The organism is Bacillus niameyensis (genome assembly GCF_001375535.1).
Lineage (GTDB): Bacteria > Bacillota > Bacilli > Bacillales > Bacillaceae_C > Lederbergia > Lederbergia niameyensis.
Map to the genome: position 1 here is coordinate 3,571,619 of NZ_LN831197.1, position 16,183 is coordinate 3,587,801.

The 16,183-nt window shown below is 37.3% G+C and carries 17 protein-coding genes and 1 pseudogene; 15 read left to right on the top strand and 3 right to left on the bottom strand.

Annotation, left to right across the window (positions count from 1 at the left end; all coding sequences use genetic code 11):
- The first annotated feature begins 54 nt into the window (after window positions 1-54).
- From BN1243_RS16650 to BN1243_RS16660, 3 genes and pseudogenes are all read left to right on the top strand, one after another.
- A complete protein-coding gene (locus BN1243_RS16650; RefSeq protein ID WP_062107905.1) occupies window positions 55-624 on the top strand; it encodes a helix-turn-helix domain-containing protein in 570 nt (189 codons plus the stop codon).
- Window positions 618-1,451 (top strand): annotated as a pseudogene (locus BN1243_RS16655) (IS3 family transposase); the annotation flags it as partial. The gene BN1243_RS16650 and the pseudogene BN1243_RS16655, both read left to right, overlap by 7 nt.
- 551 nt (window positions 1,452-2,002) lie before the next feature.
- Window positions 2,003-3,697 (top strand): DUF4855 domain-containing protein, encoded by a 1,695-nt coding sequence (locus tag BN1243_RS16660; RefSeq protein ID WP_062108687.1) that lies wholly within the window; start codon window positions 2,003-2,005, stop codon window positions 3,695-3,697.
- 343 nt (window positions 3,698-4,040) lie between these two features.
- Here the strand turns inward: BN1243_RS16660 and BN1243_RS22950 are convergent, their stop codons facing one another.
- Window positions 4,041-4,283 carry a helix-turn-helix domain-containing protein gene (locus BN1243_RS22950; RefSeq protein ID WP_326569867.1) on the bottom strand — a complete coding sequence of 81 codons (243 nt, stop codon included), beginning with the start codon at window positions 4,281-4,283 and terminating at the stop codon, window positions 4,041-4,043.
- A 207-nt stretch (window positions 4,284-4,490) separates the two neighbouring features.
- Between BN1243_RS22950 and BN1243_RS16665 the strand changes: the two genes are divergently transcribed.
- Both BN1243_RS16665 and BN1243_RS16670 read left to right on the top strand, forming a co-directional pair.
- Window positions 4,491-4,868: a BlaI/MecI/CopY family transcriptional regulator gene (locus tag BN1243_RS16665; RefSeq protein WP_062108689.1), complete on the top strand. Its 378-nt coding sequence runs from the start codon at window positions 4,491-4,493 to the stop codon at window positions 4,866-4,868.
- A 10-nt stretch (window positions 4,869-4,878) separates the two neighbouring features.
- Complete coding sequence (locus BN1243_RS16670) at window positions 4,879-6,105, top strand: M56 family metallopeptidase (RefSeq protein ID WP_062108690.1); 1,227 nt, start codon at window positions 4,879-4,881, stop codon at window positions 6,103-6,105.
- 137 nt (window positions 6,106-6,242) lie between these two features.
- Here the strand turns inward: BN1243_RS16670 and BN1243_RS16675 are convergent, their stop codons facing one another.
- The gene (locus BN1243_RS16675) at window positions 6,243-6,575 is read right to left on the bottom strand and encodes a helix-turn-helix domain-containing protein (protein WP_062108692.1); all 333 of its coding nucleotides are present in this window, start codon (window positions 6,573-6,575) and stop codon (window positions 6,243-6,245) included.
- Between the two features lie 204 nt (window positions 6,576-6,779).
- On the opposite strand from BN1243_RS16675, the gene BN1243_RS23085 reads away from it, so the two are divergent.
- Together BN1243_RS23085 and BN1243_RS16685 are read left to right on the top strand one after the other, a co-directional pair.
- Window positions 6,780-7,040, top strand: a complete 261-nt coding sequence (locus BN1243_RS23085) for a sortase (RefSeq protein WP_062108694.1) — start codon at window positions 6,780-6,782, stop codon at window positions 7,038-7,040.
- Window positions 7,041-7,043: 3 nt separating this feature from the next.
- Entirely contained in the window at window positions 7,044-7,247 is a 204-nt protein-coding gene (locus tag BN1243_RS16685; RefSeq protein WP_062108697.1) for an aspartyl-phosphate phosphatase Spo0E family protein, read from the top strand.
- 322 nt (window positions 7,248-7,569) lie between these two features.
- On the opposite strand, the gene BN1243_RS16690 is transcribed toward BN1243_RS16685, so the two are convergent.
- Complete coding sequence (locus BN1243_RS16690) at window positions 7,570-8,355, bottom strand: hypothetical protein (RefSeq protein ID WP_062108702.1); 786 nt, start codon at window positions 8,353-8,355, stop codon at window positions 7,570-7,572.
- Between the two features lie 622 nt (window positions 8,356-8,977).
- On the opposite strand from BN1243_RS16690, the gene BN1243_RS16700 reads away from it, so the two are divergent.
- The 8 genes from BN1243_RS16700 (at window position 8,978) to BN1243_RS16735 (ending at window position 15,802) form a co-directional block, all read left to right on the top strand.
- The gene (locus BN1243_RS16700; protein WP_062108705.1) at window positions 8,978-9,454 is read left to right on the top strand and encodes a PTS sugar transporter subunit IIB; all 477 of its coding nucleotides are present in this window, start codon (window positions 8,978-8,980) and stop codon (window positions 9,452-9,454) included.
- A gap of 51 nt (window positions 9,455-9,505) precedes the next feature.
- Entirely contained in the window at window positions 9,506-10,177 is a 672-nt protein-coding gene (locus BN1243_RS16705; RefSeq protein WP_062108707.1) for an N-acetylmannosamine-6-phosphate 2-epimerase, read from the top strand.
- Between the two features lie 130 nt (window positions 10,178-10,307).
- The gene (locus tag BN1243_RS16710) at window positions 10,308-11,051 is read left to right on the top strand and encodes a PTS mannose/fructose/sorbose/N-acetylgalactosamine transporter subunit IIC (protein WP_062108710.1); all 744 of its coding nucleotides are present in this window, start codon (window positions 10,308-10,310) and stop codon (window positions 11,049-11,051) included.
- Between the two features lie 17 nt (window positions 11,052-11,068).
- Window positions 11,069-11,899, top strand: a complete 831-nt coding sequence (locus BN1243_RS16715; RefSeq protein WP_062108712.1) for a PTS system mannose/fructose/sorbose family transporter subunit IID — start codon at window positions 11,069-11,071, stop codon at window positions 11,897-11,899.
- Window positions 11,900-12,018: 119 nt separating this feature from the next.
- Window positions 12,019-12,405, top strand: coding sequence for a PTS sugar transporter subunit IIA (locus tag BN1243_RS16720; protein WP_062108714.1), 387 nt, complete (start codon window positions 12,019-12,021; stop codon window positions 12,403-12,405).
- 261 nt (window positions 12,406-12,666) lie between these two features.
- Window positions 12,667-13,449 carry an SDR family NAD(P)-dependent oxidoreductase gene (locus BN1243_RS16725; RefSeq protein ID WP_062108716.1) on the top strand — a complete coding sequence of 261 codons (783 nt, stop codon included), beginning with the start codon at window positions 12,667-12,669 and terminating at the stop codon, window positions 13,447-13,449.
- A gap of 45 nt (window positions 13,450-13,494) precedes the next feature.
- Window positions 13,495-14,619 (top strand): amidohydrolase/deacetylase family metallohydrolase, encoded by a 1,125-nt coding sequence (locus BN1243_RS16730; protein WP_062108719.1) that lies wholly within the window; start codon window positions 13,495-13,497, stop codon window positions 14,617-14,619.
- A gap of 79 nt (window positions 14,620-14,698) precedes the next feature.
- A complete protein-coding gene (locus BN1243_RS16735; RefSeq protein WP_062108721.1) occupies window positions 14,699-15,802 on the top strand; it encodes a DgaE family pyridoxal phosphate-dependent ammonia lyase in 1,104 nt (367 codons plus the stop codon).
- The last annotated feature ends 381 nt before the right edge of the window (window positions 15,803-16,183 follow it).

The following is a 16,183-nucleotide window of genomic DNA, read 5'->3' on the forward strand; positions in this document are numbered from 1 at the left end:
ATGAAGTGCACCCCAAAAGTTAGAGTCAAAATCTAACTTTTGGGGTGTTTTATTATGGCTAAATATACAGATGATTTTAAGGTGATGGTGGTGCGTGAATATCTAGAAGGAAAAATAGGATATAAACGACTGGCAGAAAAACATGGCGTGAAGTCGAAGAAACAGGTCATCAATTGGGTCAACGCATACAAGAAATTTGGCATGGAGGGATTATTCCGAAAGAAAAAGAATGCATCTTATTCTGTTCATTTCAAGTTGGATGTATTAAGCTTTATGAAAAGAACAGGCGCTTCACAGACAGAAACAGCACTCCATTTCGGATTGACGAATCCTTCGATGCTCGCTGATTGGAAGAAGAAATTCCTCGAAGGCGGTACTGAAGCCCTGAGCAACCCGAAAGGACGACCGATTATGCCTGATAAAGTGAGGAACGTTAAGAAAATCCAAAAGCCAACAGCACAGGATAAAATGACACGTGAACAGAAATTAGAACGGGAAAATGAGCTACTCCGTTTGGAGGTGGAGTACCTAAAAAAGTTGCGAGCTTTTCAGATAGATCCGGACGGTTATCTCGAAAAGCACAAGCAGCGTTATCATTCGAACTCAAAGAAAAATTTCAATTGAAGGATGTACTTCAGATCGTGGGTATTCCCGAGTCATCTTATCACTATCATGTAAAACGATTGAAGCAGGGGAATCCTCATCAAGAGCTAGAGAACACAATTCAATCCATCTTTAACGAGCACAACGAGAACTATGGTTATCGTAGAATTCAACTAGAATTAAAAAATCGCAGCATCATAGTAAATCACAAAAAAGTGCAACGCATAATGGGAAAGCTGGGACTGAAAGGCAATAAGTTCACCCGAAAATCACGTCGTTACAGTTCGTACAAGGGGAGTATCGGTACAGTGGTGAAAAACCGAATTCACCGCAGATTCAATACTTCAATCCCCTATCAAAAACTAACTACAGATATTACAGAATTCAAATGTTCAGATGAGGTAAAACTCTATCTTAGTCCAATAATGGACATGTATAATGGGGAGATTCTATCGTATGGCATAAGTATGCGTCCGACACTTGACCTTGTGATGAAACCCCTGGAGGAAGCTCTTGACGTTGTAAAGAATGCCAAATACAGGACTACCATTCACTCAGATCAAGGCTGGCATTATCAGCATGGTAAATGGGTGTCGACCTTGAAAGAACACAAAGTATTTCAAAGTATGTCACGGAAGGGAAACTGTCTGGACAACGCTCCTATGGAGAATTTCTTTGGTTTATTGAAACAGGAAATGTATTATGGCGAATCACCACGCACATATGAGGAGCTCAAACGGACTATTGAAGCTTATATCGAGTACTACAACAACAAACGGATAAAACAGAAATTGGCTGGCATGAGCCCGGTTCAATACCGTCTTCACACCAGCCAGTTAGCTGCATAATATAAAACTCTAACTTTTAGGGGTCACATCAATATGGGGGCTTTTTTGTGCGCTTAAGCGTCATAGTCATACTAATTAAAAATTGATGGTACTGGTGGTACTTCTGGAAGTTGAGGTGGAAACACTCTTGCTGATTCTGATTGTCATTTCGATTACTAGAAGCGGATTGGATTCTTTACTTAGGATCTCGTGACTTTTAGTCATGAGGGGTTCAAATTGAAAATAATACTAGATAGAGACAGAAAAGAAAGGGAAAAAAGCAAAATTGGGGTTGGAGAGAGGAGTTTTAGTAATGAAAGAGTAAGTACTATCTATATTCCAAATATGGACCACAGGTAACCTTCCATGGCGATAACTTTATTACCGCAAAAGCAAGAGAATTTCTCACTTCTGATTTAGATGTCGTCACGTTTCTTAGACAAATGGAAAAAGAATATAACACGATTGTGGCGGATATGAAGGCGAGGGAATAGGGAAGGGCTCAGGCATGTGACAATCATGCATGGAAGTTTAATCACATATTATTTAAAAAATAAGGAGGGTATGAAAAAATGAGATTGAAGCCACATTTAAGCATCTTTGTCGTATGCATCATGTTTTTTTTCTTTTTATTTGTTGGGAATGCTGCTAGTGCAAAAGAAAAAGCTAATAGCGAATTGAGAAATTTAGGCTTAGGACTTCCTTACACAATCTCTGCTCCAACAGGAGAGATTGATACAGGAAATGAACTGACAGATGGAAATTATGGAAGTCTTGATTTTAATCACCCAAGTTGGCAAAGGCATTTAAGGCAACAAGAACGAACGGTTACCTTTGATTTGGGGGAGAAAAAGTCAATTGGACAAGTGAAGGCTCATTTTTTGCAAGATACTCCAGTAGGAATCCATTTTCCTGAAAAGGTAACGATATCTGTCTCTCAAAATCTTCATGATTGGGGAGAACTCGCTGAAATAAAGTCAGAAATACCTTTATTTGAAACAGGTAAAACGGGTCCAACAGCATTGACTCAAAACTATATTTGGGACGGCAGCATCGATGGTCTTCCAAGAGGTAACAAGCATGCGGAAATGGTTTACGCGCGATACGTTCAAGTGAAGTTTACAACAGATGTTTGGGTCTTTTTAGATGAAATTGAAATCCTTGGTGTAGATGGCAAAGATAAAAATGCAAAATCCCTCCCGCCAAATAATAATAAACCAGAAGTTGATCTTGGTTACCTAAAACCAGGTGAGCAAACAGGCGGCATCCATAACCTTGTTTTACTTTACAATGGTTGGTATGCGAATGGGTTTGGAGATTGGACTAAGGATAAACTTCTTCCATATGTCAGCTATGTTGATCAAGCTGGTGAGCCACAAGATTGGTTTTTTGATGGTGTTCTTTTCTTAGGATTACAGTCCCCAAATAAAAGAGATTTTATGGAAGTGTCTATTCCAACGAATAAGGACGACTGGCAATGGTATTTGGATAAAACATTTGCACCAGATGGTGATATGGAACAATTAAATGAGGCTGCAAAAGAGGTAGCCACTAAGCTAGAAGAGCCTGATCATAAAGTGAAAGTTATATTAATGGTTCCATATCCCTCGATGAATCAACAGAATTTTGGTGATGTGGATGGGGATGGGAAAACGGAAATTTTCGATTATAACCTTATTGGCCATGATGAAGCCTATCGAAATAAACAAAAAGCGCTAGAATGGTATATTAATGAAGCGACGGAATATTGGGAAGCAGCTGGGTATAGTCACCTTGAATTAAGTGGGCTTTATTGGTTAAGTGAAAAGGTAAATCTCCAGTCATCACATGAAATTGATATGATTCACTGGATGAAAGAGCAAACAGAAGCAAAAGAACTTGCCTTCCTTTGGATGCCATATATGGATGCGGTTCGCTCCCATCAATGGGAAGAATCTGGATTTGGAGCAGCTGCGATGCAACCAAGTTACTTCTTTGATGGTAAAGATCCGTCACGTATCGAAACGGCAGCGAATTTAGCGAAACGATATGGTATGGGAGTCGAGATTGAAGTAAACGAAGAAGTCATCTATCATGAGGAATGGAGACAACGTTATTTAGCCTATTTAAATGGCGGTATTGATTTTGGTTACATGGACAATGCCTTTAAAGCCTATTACCAAGGCGGAGATACGTATTACCGCGGTGCTTACAGCACAGATCCGAAAGCGCGGGCAACCTATGATTGGACATATGAATTTACAAAAGGAACTTATCTTGGGCCTTGAAATGGCGGTTTAACAGAATTAGCAGAATTAATCAATGAGGAATAAATTTTATGACCGCATACTATGCCAAATTACCAAGAGTAATGGTGTGCTGGATTGATCAAAGGTATAGAAACACTCTCACTGAGTCCGATTGACTTGGTGGGAGTTTTTTATTGACTTAACTTACTTTAGTACGGTGATGCAATAATTTACTTTGAATATGTTCCCGCATTTGTTCGTAAAAAAATTTTAGATTAGAACACAAGAAAACCACCCTACGCCGTCACAAGCAAAAGGGTGGTTCTCAGAAAAATAAGCTTTGACAACTACCATGATGTTAGAGGTTGCAGAGAGAGGCGGGTCAGCGCTTCTCTTTTTCTATACTCCCATAACACCTAAATGAAACGTTAAAAAAAGTAATCGGAAAATAAAGGAGCAACCTATAGGAATCGTTTGTTATGTTTAAAGTGATAATTTCATTAATGTCCTTGATATTGAGTGCATTTGCAATCTTTTCGATATGTTCCAGTTGAATGCGTTGAATCTTGCCATTAGCGATTTCACTTAGGGTCGCACGCCTAATAACAGTTAACAGACAGTTGATTTATGCTTATGTCATATTTATATAACAATTCGTTAAGTATTATCTGTGTAGTCGATTGGGAATAAAATGGTGGATGAATTCCCTATATTCCTATTTTTCTCCAGAATAACATTGACAACTACTACAACTGTGTAGTATGTTTTATTCACTACATAAATGTAGTGAATAATGGCGTGGACGCACACAGTGGATTAAGAGGTGTACACTTTGGAAAAATTTCAAAAGTTATCAGAAACAGAGATGGAATTGATGCAAGTTATTTGGGAAATTGACCGTCCGTTTAAATCGAGTGAATTGTTGGAAATTTTTGTTCAACAAAGGGGAAAAGAGTGGAAAGGACAAACGATAGCGACCTTTTTAGCAAGACTGGTTGATAAAGGATTGCTATTAGTAAAAAGAGAAGGGCAGTCAAACATTTATGTTCCTCGTCTTTCTCCACGAGAGTACAAAAGATGGGAAGCGCAAAGCTTACTCAACGTGATGTATCAAGGTTCTGTTAAAAATTTTTTATCTGCACTTTATGATGGAAAAGAAATTCCGGAAGATGAAATTAGTGATCTGAAGCAATGGTTTTCAAAAAAGTAGGTGCAAAAAAATGAATGGCTGGGTAGAAGCATTTGTCATGTTATCAGTTGCAGGAACTGCTGTTATGGTTTGCACACTTTTATTGAGTACGATTTCACGAAATCTCTTTTCCGCAAAATGGCAATACTTGAACAGAAAGTTAGCCTTGTTATTTTATCTCGTACCTATATTTCTTATTGGCCAAAAGATCCCATACTTATCCTGGTCAACAGAAGTAAAGATAAAAACACAGATTGTAAGCTTAGGAGAAGCGATCACTCAACAATCTATTCCTCTTGAACTTGCGTTGGGAATATTAGTTGTTTGGTTGTGCGGGGTAATTGTATTTGGTGCTTGGTATATATACTGCTATGTCAAATTTACGAAGGAAATAAAAAGGACTAGCTTACCTGTCTTAGAGAATGGCGAAGCATATCAATTACTTCATTTGAACTTACGGAAAATGAACATCAAAGGTAATGTGAAGCTTGCATACAACATTCGTATTACAAGTCCTGTATTGGTTGGATTGATAAAACCAACGATTATTTTACCGTTCAATGAAATGTCCACGATTGAATTAGATATGGCCATACAACATGAGTTAATTCATTTTAAAAGGAAAGATTTATGGACGAAAATGTTAGTTTTAGTAGCGAGTATACTCCATTGGTTTAATCCATTCATCCATATGCTTCGTAAGCAGATTCATGTATGGAGTGAATTGTCCTGTGATGAGGAAGTGGTTTCTGAAATGTCTCATCTTGAAAGAAAACGATATGGTGAAACGATTTTGAGTATGGTGGAGCAAAAAGCAAAAACTACATCATTTGGTATTTTTTTATCCGAAAGTAAAAAAGATATTGAAAGGAGATTGACAATGATGTTGAATGTTAAAAAAATAAAGAAGCATGCGTTGATACTAACCGTTTTAATGATGATGGCTATTGGCGGCATTGGGATAACTGCATCTGCTATGGCGGCAAAACATGTTCCTTCAGTCGTTGATGATAACGTGGAAGCCAAAGAAGGAACGCTCGATAGTCAAGTAAAAGGAGAAGCATCAGGAGGTTCGTATGAACTAATTTCGGTAAAACGCTCGGATGAAAGCAAATTCCCTCCAGAAGAGTGGAAAAAAGTGCTGAAACAAATTGAAAAAGGAGAAGTTTATTGGGAAGAAGAAACCACTTCTAAGATTATCAAAAACAGGGAAGCGGTATATGATCCAAACGATCAAGCGAAGGGAGAAGGAAAATAAGAGGAGAAAAAGGAAAGGCATTGCTTTCGAGTGGTGTTTTTCTTTTGATTCAGAAATCTCCTATTGCGATTCCCCAATTTAAAAATCCACCGTCAACAGGTGGATTTTTTAAATTCATTCATAACACTGAGATAGGGTTAGTAACCTTCATTGTCCTTTTCATTTGTTACTAAAGTCAAAAATTTATTTAATTGTATTCTAGCCTCAGGACTTAAGGTTTTGACAGTATTGATTAATTGGATAAGATCTGCAGGCACTTCATTAGGGTCCATTGAGAAAAAGGATGGTAAATCTGTATCGAGCGCGTGGAGAATCCGATCAAGCATCTCGATATCTGGGATCGCTCTATTATTTTCAAAACGACTAATATATGATTGCGAGATATTCACTTTATCTGCAAGTTCTTGTGATGTCAGATTTTTAGCCTTCCTTAAATTCTTTAATTGCTCACCGATTTGTACTTTCCTCATTTGAAACTCCTTTAATACTCCCTTTTCCTATATTTTACATAGAACATGATTACTTCTCATGAAGATTTACCATTTAGAACTAATATGTATAAAACGGTTGACTTTTATTCATTAATGGAATAATATAGTGGTGATTCATTCGTAATAGTTCTAAAGTTGGTGAGGAGGGATATGTGAACGGTTTACGATAGAAGTATTTTTCAGTTGCTTAATTTCTATATAGGAATTGGAGAGGTTGAAGGTTTCACTATTCCTGTTGGGGGAAAGCACCTATACAGTGTTTTTTACATACACATAATGAGGGAAATTCTAACTTATAGAATAGAAAGTCAGAAAGTTATATACCCCCGTGAAACGGAGTCTTTAGAAGTTAAAGAGGGCAAAGACTTGGCAACATTATTAACAGGGCATCTATATAGGCACAATTATCAAAGATTGTTGATTCGAGGTGAACAGGAAAAATGATACATGATGATAAATGTGAAAATGCTTAATAGACAGATAGAGGTATATTCCACTGCAGTGCTACAAAAGGAAATTGAAGAAAAAAGAAAAGAAATGTTTGTCCTAGCTGAAAAATTGGGATTGCAATCGCCAGAAGTATTAATTGTCTCTAAAGAATTGGATAAGCTAATCGCTCAATACCAAACCAACTCTATTGCCGAAAAATAAGCCAATCAGAAAGAATGTTAACGGTTAGTCAGAGTTGTTTGTAGAAATAGGATTTTAAATTACTTTAGAAAAAATTATTCAGCGAGATATAATGTTCAAAGTCAAGAAATTCCCATGCAGTGATGGAAGGAAATTGTTTGGACTCGCGAGATACTATAGTAAAGTCGAAAGAGTCCCTTTCAGAGTTTTAATAAATATAAGATAAGCCAGGTTCAATTACTTCAGAACCTGGCCCTTAAAGCTTATCCATACTGCGGGCTAGGAATCGGATTAGGTGTTAGGGTATTTGAACAGTTTAAAATTGTCCCAGAGCTCGGTATTGTTAATTAAAATACGAAGAAAAATTATTATTATCATACTCAAAGCTTTTATTTTGTGATCCATCATTTCTAGATTGCTTTTCGGAAATAACCCTCCAATAATTAGATTTTTTGTATGAGTTATAATCAAGGATCTCTAGGAAGATACTATCCGCAAATTCACTTTCCACATCGAAAACATATCCTTCCTTTATATACTTACAGAATTCCTTAACAGCAGATTGGGTAAGGCTCCTATTTTTTATAGCTACATTGTATAAAAATTCTTTGTGTTGATCTGAAATTGGACTATCGTGGATACAGTTAAATAAACGTTCCACTTTGTTGATAGCTGCATACTCCTGATAAAATGGTTTCATTTTGTTATTTAATTTATATGAAGTAATAGTGGTCAATTCTAATCTCAGTTTGTCTGCTATTTCATTATCGCTAACCCCTAATTCATTCAACTGATTTATTAAGAAATTAAATAAATACCAGTCTCGATTACGTTCGACAAAAGCATTATTAAGTGCTCTGATTAATCGATCCCTCTGTTTGGGATTTTTATATTCATGAACCTGACATTTAACTTTTGTATATGGGGATTTTATTAATGCTGCATAATAATATGGAAACCCACCAATAAGAAAATAATCATTTTTTACTTTTTCAACCTTAATAACGCATGTTGTAGTTCCATTTGTTAATGCCGAATAATATTTCTTTATAGTTTCGGAAGAATAAAACCTCATAGTATCCACTTTTACATCCTTAATTATTATTTCCTTAAAGGTAATAGATGCCACAGGAATCTGCTCCTCTATGATGTTTTATACGAGCTTATGAGATTCAGAGAATGTCCTATTCCGACTATTTTCATTCCACGTACATAATGGACAGTGGGATTACAGTAGAACTTTTTAGAAGATTTATTCGGTAAATTATTGGCCGAAGTCGGGAAATTCCGGAGGGAAGTTGGAAGTATAGCTGTGGGAGTCGCGTGATTAATCAGGAAGTTAAAAGATTACGGATGAAAATTAAAAGATTATGGGGGAAAGTCGGAAGATTACAAGTCAAAGATGAGGTAGGATTTTTATGGAATTTGAAAGGCTCCTAATTTGTTCCTTTATGCTGCTTATTTTAGGGGGGATTTGGGATGAGCCTATGCAAGAGAGGGTCTACTTTATTATAGATGTTGAGGGGTGTATAAATAATGTAAATTTTCTGATCATATTTAAATATACATTTATATATAATATAGTAGCCCAGCAGTATGAGCACGATGAATGATAAGCAAAATAGGCTGGATGATTCGGCATATGGGAACTTACCCAAATTGGAAAAGGGGTGAAATGCTTTTTTTTGTAAAAAATGATAGCGCTTTAATGGGATGATTTCTTAAAGTAAGAAGAAAGGTTGGGAAGAATAATGGCGATCGTATTTACACGTGTAGATGGAAGATTGATTCATGGTCAAGTTGCAGTTGCCTGGATTCGGAATGTCGGATCTGAAAAGATTATGGTCATTGATGATGAGGTAGCGAATGATGAGATGCAAAGGATGTTATTAGAACTTGCGGTACCTGCTGGAGTTACAGTAGAAATCTATGGTTTAGCGGAAGGTGCTGATTCAATAAAAAATGGAACGGCTAATAAACAAAAGACGATGTTAATCGTTAAAGAACCAAGTGCAGTGTTGGAATTAGTTGAAAAGGGTGTTCACTTCGATTCTGTTAATATCGGTGGAATGTATTATCAAAAGGGCAAGGAACAAATTGACAAAGCCTTATTTGTAGATGATCGTGATAGGGAAGTATTTAACCAACTTCGAGAAAAAGGAGTAGAGTTGTTTTACCAAATAGCTCCTATGCACAAAAAGAGGGATCTTTTTTCACTGCTATCATAACACGGGCCTGTGTATAACTATTTGAAAATATGAAAAGTAAGGAGTACCGAAATGTGGAAAAAAAGGGGAATTATTGTCTCTTGCCAAGCGCAAAAAGGTGACCCACTACATGGACCACAATTTATGGGGCAAATGGCTTTGGCTGCAAAGCAGGGAGGTGCCGTCGGTATTCGTGCTAATGGAATGGCGGATATTGCTTATATTAAGGAGAATGTGGGCCTTCCGGTTATAGGGATTTTAAAAAAGCACTACCCGAATTATACACCGTTTATAACACCAACATTAGAGGATGCGCTTTCTGTTGCCTATGCTGGTGCAGATATCATCGCCATGGATTGTACGAAAAACGATAGGCCCGATGGACGCAGTTTAAAAGAGACTGTCCAAGCAATACATGCGCAAACGGGATGTAAAATAATGGCGGATATTGCAACGTATGAAGAAGGTCAATATGCTTTTGAATCCGGAGTAGATTACTTGGGAACGACACTTTATGGCTATACGGAAGAAACAAAGCATTTACAACCACCGGGTTTTACATTAATGAAGCAATTAGTAGATCGTTTACCATTACCTGTAATTGCTGAAGGCGGAATTTCGTCGCCTGAACATGTAAAACAAGCATTTGATATCGGTGTGAGTTGGGTGGTTATTGGGGCAGCCATTACTCGACCTCAATATATTACAGAAAAATTTGCCAATGCAGTGGAAGATATTAATTAACCTAGATATATTATCAGAATTATTATCTGATAAGTCAGAATACGAAACAGTAATCTATTCATAGAGAAATATTGTTGAAGCTAGGAATAACTTCACCGCAAAATTTAAACAATTTAGGGAGGGTTAGAGTATGGAACTCTTTTTAACAGCCCTTGTCGTTGCCCTTGTTGCTGGCGTAGTCCAGTGGGATACGTATGGTTGGGGAGGCACTATGATTAGCAGGCCCCTTGTGATTGGGATGCTAATGGGGATAGCTTTAGGGGATATAAAAACAGGCCTGTTTGTCGGAGGGACAATTGAGTTTATGTATTTAGGGGTTATTGGGGTCGGGGCAGCCATACCACCCGATGCAACGATGGCCACCTCCATTTCAACATCTCTTGCAATTCTTTCTGGTTTAGCGCCAGAAGCGGCTGCCGCATTAGCTGTTCCTGTAGCTGTTGCTTCTCAATTATTGCAAATGCTTATATGGACAGGAAATGTTGGCTTGTTACACCGAGCGGATAAATATGCAGAGCTCGGCAATATTAGAGGAATTGAACGATTACAGTATACTGGATCATTTCTCTTCTTTTTACAGGGCTTTATTCCGGCTTTTTTAGCTATATTACTTGGTGTAAATGCTGTAAAGGCTGCAATGGAAGTTATTCCAAACTGGGTTATGGACAGTTTAACTTTAGCTGGCGGCATATTACCAGCACTCGGTTTTGCCATGTTGTTTATGATGATGAACAGTAAGAAACTCGTTCCGTATTTTATACTTGGGTTTGCTTTAGCGGCTTACTTAAACATGGAAATACTTGGTGTCGGAATCATAGGTGTTGCGCTTCTTCTGCTTCATGTCAATCGTATGGATAATAAAGCAACTGCTTGATAAGGGGGGAAATGATAATGGAAGAACAGCAGACACAGCAAGATATTCCTGAGATCTCTAAAAAGGATATCCGTAAAGTTTTCTGGCGCTCTTTGTTTATTATGTCTTCGATTAATTATGAGAGATTTCAAGCACAAGGTTTTGCATTTGCAATGATACCAATTATTAAAAAACTTTATAAAACGAAAGAGGATCGTGCTAATGCCTTAAAGCGTCACCTTGAAATGTTTAATTCCCATCCGTGGATGGCGAACCCCATTCTCGGTGCAGCTACTGCCATGGAGGAACAAAATGCTAAGGGACATAAGATGGAAAAGGCCATCAACAATATTAAAGTAGGACTTATGGGACCTTTAGCTGGTATTGGAGACTCTTTAATTTGGGGAACGATAAGACCCATTCTTGCTAGTATTGGAGCGGCAATGGCTTTACAAGGCAGTATACTCGGTCCTATTTTGTTTTTAGTTTTATTTAATATTTTGAACTTCGGATTTCGATATGGTTCCATCGTGTACGGTCGTAAAACAGGTATAGGTTTTCTAAAGAAAGCAAAGGAAAGTAATATTATTCAAAAAATACAAGAAGGTGCATCAGTTCTCGGTTTGCTTGTGTTAGGAGTGCTGGTAGCCAGTTGGGTCAATGTTAGTACTCCAGTGGAATACAAGATAGGGGAAGAGGTTCAGTCCTTGCAGGCAGTTCTTGATTCATTTTTCCCCAGTCTATTACCTTTAGTGTCTGTGTTAATCATGGTCTACTTTATTAAAAAGCGTGTTTCAACCAATAAAATCTTGTTAGGTATTTTCATAGTTGCTTTTTTACTTGGGGGAACAGGGATTCTTGCAGGTTAGTTTAGGAAAATTATGCAATCCAATATTACAATCCAGGTTCCAGTTTTTTATACTTCATTAAATCATGTGGACTTTGTTGTAATAGATAGCAAAGAGAGTCTGGTGAAAGGATAACGGATATGACTAGTATTGTTATTGCAGGGCACGATCAATTCCCAGAAGGCATGGGCCACACAGGGGAATTCATTAGTGGAGCCGAATCGGGTGTGTACATTTGCTCATTAACAGCGGAAGAGGATCCTAAAATGTACACAGAGAAACTTTTGTCAGTAATCAATGGAATTCCAGACAGTGTCAATGTTATTATACTTTGCGATTTATTAGGGGGAACACCGTTTAAATCAGCGATGTTAGTCAAATCTCAGATAAACAAACATGTACGGATCGTTAGTGGTATTAATCTTCCAGGTTTATTAACTGGGATTATGTTGAGGGATTCCATGGAAATAGATGAATTAGTTGAAGAGATCGTAAAAGAAACAAAAAGTGGTGTTAATAAGTTTTAACTAATAAGGGCTAAGGAAGCTTACTGCAGGCGATATATTAGTAGAAAGAAGAGTATTGTAGGAAAAGATATATATCGTTTTGATTAGTAAATTTTATCACGTGAATAGTTTAACTACTCTGCCATTATTGTGAATAGTATAGGATGTTTTAAATGAAGATAAGGGTTATGAAAATTTGGCAGAGTTTATTATAGAAGCATCATTAAACTCCTCGACTTTTAATCTATTAATATCTAAATATTCTATTTAAGGAGCGGCTTGATGAGTAGATTTCAATTAGCGGATAAAGTTATTTTTATTACCGGAGTAGCCGGCCTATTGGGAAGAGTTTCAGCGAAAATGTTCCTGGAACGAGGGGCTATCGTAGTTGGCAGTGATATCATTCCTATGAGCCAATCAAAGGAATTACTGTCCCTGCAGGAGAAATTTAATTCGGATCGTTTCTATTTTATTCAGGCTGATGTTAGTGACGAAGATGAAGTGAAGAATGTCTTTTCTCAGGTGAAAGAGAAATTTGGACGATTAGATGGTGTGTTTCACAATGCTTTTAAACAAGCCGTTAAGCCGTTCGTGGAATTGACCTTGGATGAATGGGATGAGGCGATTAAAGGAACGTTAACTAGCACCTTTTTAGTAAATAAATATGCTGTTTCTATGATGATCCCAACAGGGGGAGGAGCAATTGTCAATACTTCCTCGGTTCGTGCGCAAGTTCCAACCGCAAGAAACGTGGCCTATGGTTCGGCAAAAGCAGGAATTCATCAACTGACAAAAGTGGTAGCTTTAGAACATGGTGGGCATGGTATTCGTGCTAACGTCCTCATTCCCGGAAGTTTTATGACAGATGAAGAACGTCACGGGATGGGAGCGGAAAAACTAAATATTTATGAGAGAAAGTTTGCATTAGGAAGAGCGGGTAAAGCAGAGGAATTGTCAGAAATGGCAGCTTTCCTATTATCAGATGCAGCATCCTATGTAACGGCAAGTTTATTTAATGTGGATGGGGGATACAACTTATTCCCAGCAAAAGTGAGCAGGGGTTAGGAAGGGAGTTTATAAACAAACCTTTCGAAAAAAGGAGAATTCATTTTGCGTGAAATTTTTGTTATTAAAAATGGACAAGTTTTTCATTCGGAAAAGAAGGTATTCATGAATGAACGGATTTATATATATAATGAAAAAATTATTGCGAAAGACGAAGTAAAGAATACAGACAACATAATAGAATGGGATGCAAAAGGAAAATATGTTTCCCCGGGTTTTATTGATATACATGTTCATGTATTCGAAAATTATGCAAAACTAGGGATTAACGCGGATAAAATAGGCATAGAACAAGGAGTAACTACTGTTGTCGATGCTGGGAGTAGCGGGTGGATCGATTTTAAGAAGTTTAAAGAAATGATTATTAACAAAAGTACTACAGAGGTACTATCCTTTTTAAATATATCAAGTACGGGGTTGGTTGGTGGAACAAATGAATTGTCCTCACCTGATAAATTAATGAAAATGGAGGAATGGCTGAAAATAAAGGCAGATGAACCAGCCATTCTAGGCTTGAAAGCGCGAATGAGTAATTCAGTCGTAGGTAATCAAGGAATTTCACCACTTATTCATGCGAAAACTCTAGCCCGGGAAACAAACGTCCCAGTAATGGTTCATATAGGCAACCCTCCACCCAAATTGACCGAGATCTTCCCTTTACTCGAAAAAGGAGATATTGTAACTCACGCTTTTCATGGAAAAAAAGAGGGGATATTGGATGGGGACGGTATATTGCTTCCAGAGGCAAAGGCTGCTCTTGAAAGGGGTATCATTTTCGACCTTGGTCATGGCACATCAAGTTTTTCATTTGAAACGATTAAAAGATTTAAAAGAAGATATTCTTATCCGTTTACAATTAGTACTGATATTTATGACAGGAATTTTACACATCCTGTCAGAAGTTTAATGACAACAATTAATAAATTGTTAGCAATTGGTTATGAACTGAAAGATCTATTACAAGCCGTTACAATTTTACCTGCTCAATGTTTATCTTTAGTTGGGTATGGAGTGTTAAATCCGGGGAATAAAGCGGATATTACAGTATTTGATGTTGCTAATGTTGAAGAAGAGTTAGTAGATTCTATAGGAAATAAGATAATATCGTGCAGGAATTTAATACCGTACGCAACATGGAAAAATGGGAAGATTGTTTATGAAAAGAGTTAAATCATTGTCAAGTACGAATGGTATATATATAAATTTTAGTATTCTTGGAGCTTCATATTTTTAGGAAGGAATGGATTAAATGGAGTCTATGTATACTAGTTTGGGGATTAAAACAGTAATAAATGCAAGTGGTAAAATGACGGCTTTGGGATCATCCATATTAAGTGAGAAGGTTGCGGATGTTTTTAGGGAGTCATCACAATACTATGTTGATATTGAGAAACTTATAGAAGCCGCTGGAAAGGTAATTGCTAAACATACCGGAGCTGAAGATGGATGTCCTGTAAATAGTGCCGCATCTGGAATCGCTATTTCAGTCGCTGCACTAGTAGCTGGGAAAGATCAAGTAGAGATTGAAAAACTCCCAAATACTGATAATAGTAAAAATGAGTTTATTCTACAAAAAGGGCATGATGTTAACTTTGGAGCAAATTTAACACAAATGGTTCGCCTTGGTGGAGGGGTTCCGAAATTAGTAGGCTCGGTTAATAAAGTGGATCCTTCACATATTTCGGGTAGTATCAATGAAAAAACGGCAGGTATCATTTATGTAATCTCACACCATGCTGTACAAAAAGGAATGGTATCGTTAAAAGAAGTCATTAATATCGCAAAAGATAATAATATTCCTTTGATTATCGATGCTGCAGCCGAACAGGATTTAAAAGGATATATTCAAAAAGGTGCAGATGCTGTAATCTATAGTGGTTCCAAAGCTGTAAATGGTCCAACGTCAGGCTATATATGTGGGAAAAAGTCTATCATGGAAGCTTGTCGAAGACAGTATAACGGTATTGGCCGTGCGATGAAAGTTAGTAAGGAAAGTATTATGGGATTGCTTGCAAGCTTAGAACAATATACAGACTCATTCTCCCAACCCCAACAACAGAAACAAGAGATGGTTGAATTATGCGATAAACTAAACCAACTAAACGGTTTATCGTGTGAGCTCAAACGGGACGAAGCTGGAAGGGATATTTATCGTGCTGCTATCAAAGTAGAGGATAGCTGTCGTTATACGGCTATTGAACTTTTGGAAAGGTTGCAAAATGGAAATCCTTCTATATATTTACGGAGCCACAACGCAAATATTGGCACACTTCTAGTTGATCCTAGACCTTTAAAACCAGGTGAAACAGATATCATAGTAAAACGATTCAATGAACTGTTGGGTGAATTTTAAAGGAGTTTGCTAGGGCGTTTCTGCGGGAAATTAACTTCCTAAAAAAGTGGAAATGAAGTTTCCTTATACTTGTTTTTAGATGAGGAGAAAATCATCATGGCTGTGCGAATGATAAAGCATTACAGACATAAACGTTGGAGAGAGAAGTGTTAGTAGCACATCTCTCTTTTATTATGCCATCTTACCAGCTGTCCGAAACCGATTCAGGACAGCGGAAATGATTTTTGAAGCGGGTTTTATAGATGGCTTATTCCACATAGCATTCATTCGAAAAATTATCGGCCGAAGTCGCGAAATTCCAGCTGGAAGTCGAAAGATTAACGAAAGAAGTCGCATGATTATCTTGGAAGTTAAAAGATTATCAATGCAACTCGAAAGATT

Bases quoted from the DNA above. Each gene is read 5' to 3' on its own strand.
- BN1243_RS16715 (WP_062108712.1), top strand. From the start codon at position 11,069: ATGGAAGAACAGCAGACACAGCAAGATATTCCTGAGATCTCTAAAAAG.
- BN1243_RS16685 (WP_062108697.1), top strand. From the start codon at position 7,044: ATGATGATAAATGTGAAAATGCTTAATAGACAGATAGAGGTATATTCC.
- BN1243_RS16675 (WP_062108692.1), bottom strand. From the start codon at position 6,575: ATGAGGAAAGTACAAATCGGTGAGCAATTAAAGAATTTAAGGAAGGCT.
- BN1243_RS16670 (WP_062108690.1), top strand. From the start codon at position 4,879: ATGAATGGCTGGGTAGAAGCATTTGTCATGTTATCAGTTGCAGGAACT.
- BN1243_RS16710 (WP_062108710.1), top strand. From the start codon at position 10,308: ATGGAACTCTTTTTAACAGCCCTTGTCGTTGCCCTTGTTGCTGGCGTA.
- BN1243_RS16725 (WP_062108716.1), top strand. From the start codon at position 12,667: ATGAGTAGATTTCAATTAGCGGATAAAGTTATTTTTATTACCGGAGTA.
- BN1243_RS16720 (WP_062108714.1), top strand. From the start codon at position 12,019: ATGACTAGTATTGTTATTGCAGGGCACGATCAATTCCCAGAAGGCATG.
- BN1243_RS16735 (WP_062108721.1), top strand. From the start codon at position 14,699: ATGGAGTCTATGTATACTAGTTTGGGGATTAAAACAGTAATAAATGCA.
- BN1243_RS16700 (WP_062108705.1), top strand. From the start codon at position 8,978: ATGGCGATCGTATTTACACGTGTAGATGGAAGATTGATTCATGGTCAA.
- BN1243_RS16660 (WP_062108687.1), top strand. From the start codon at position 2,003: ATGAGATTGAAGCCACATTTAAGCATCTTTGTCGTATGCATCATGTTT.
- BN1243_RS16705 (WP_062108707.1), top strand. From the start codon at position 9,506: ATGTGGAAAAAAAGGGGAATTATTGTCTCTTGCCAAGCGCAAAAAGGT.
- BN1243_RS16650 (WP_062107905.1), top strand. From the start codon at position 55: ATGGCTAAATATACAGATGATTTTAAGGTGATGGTGGTGCGTGAATAT.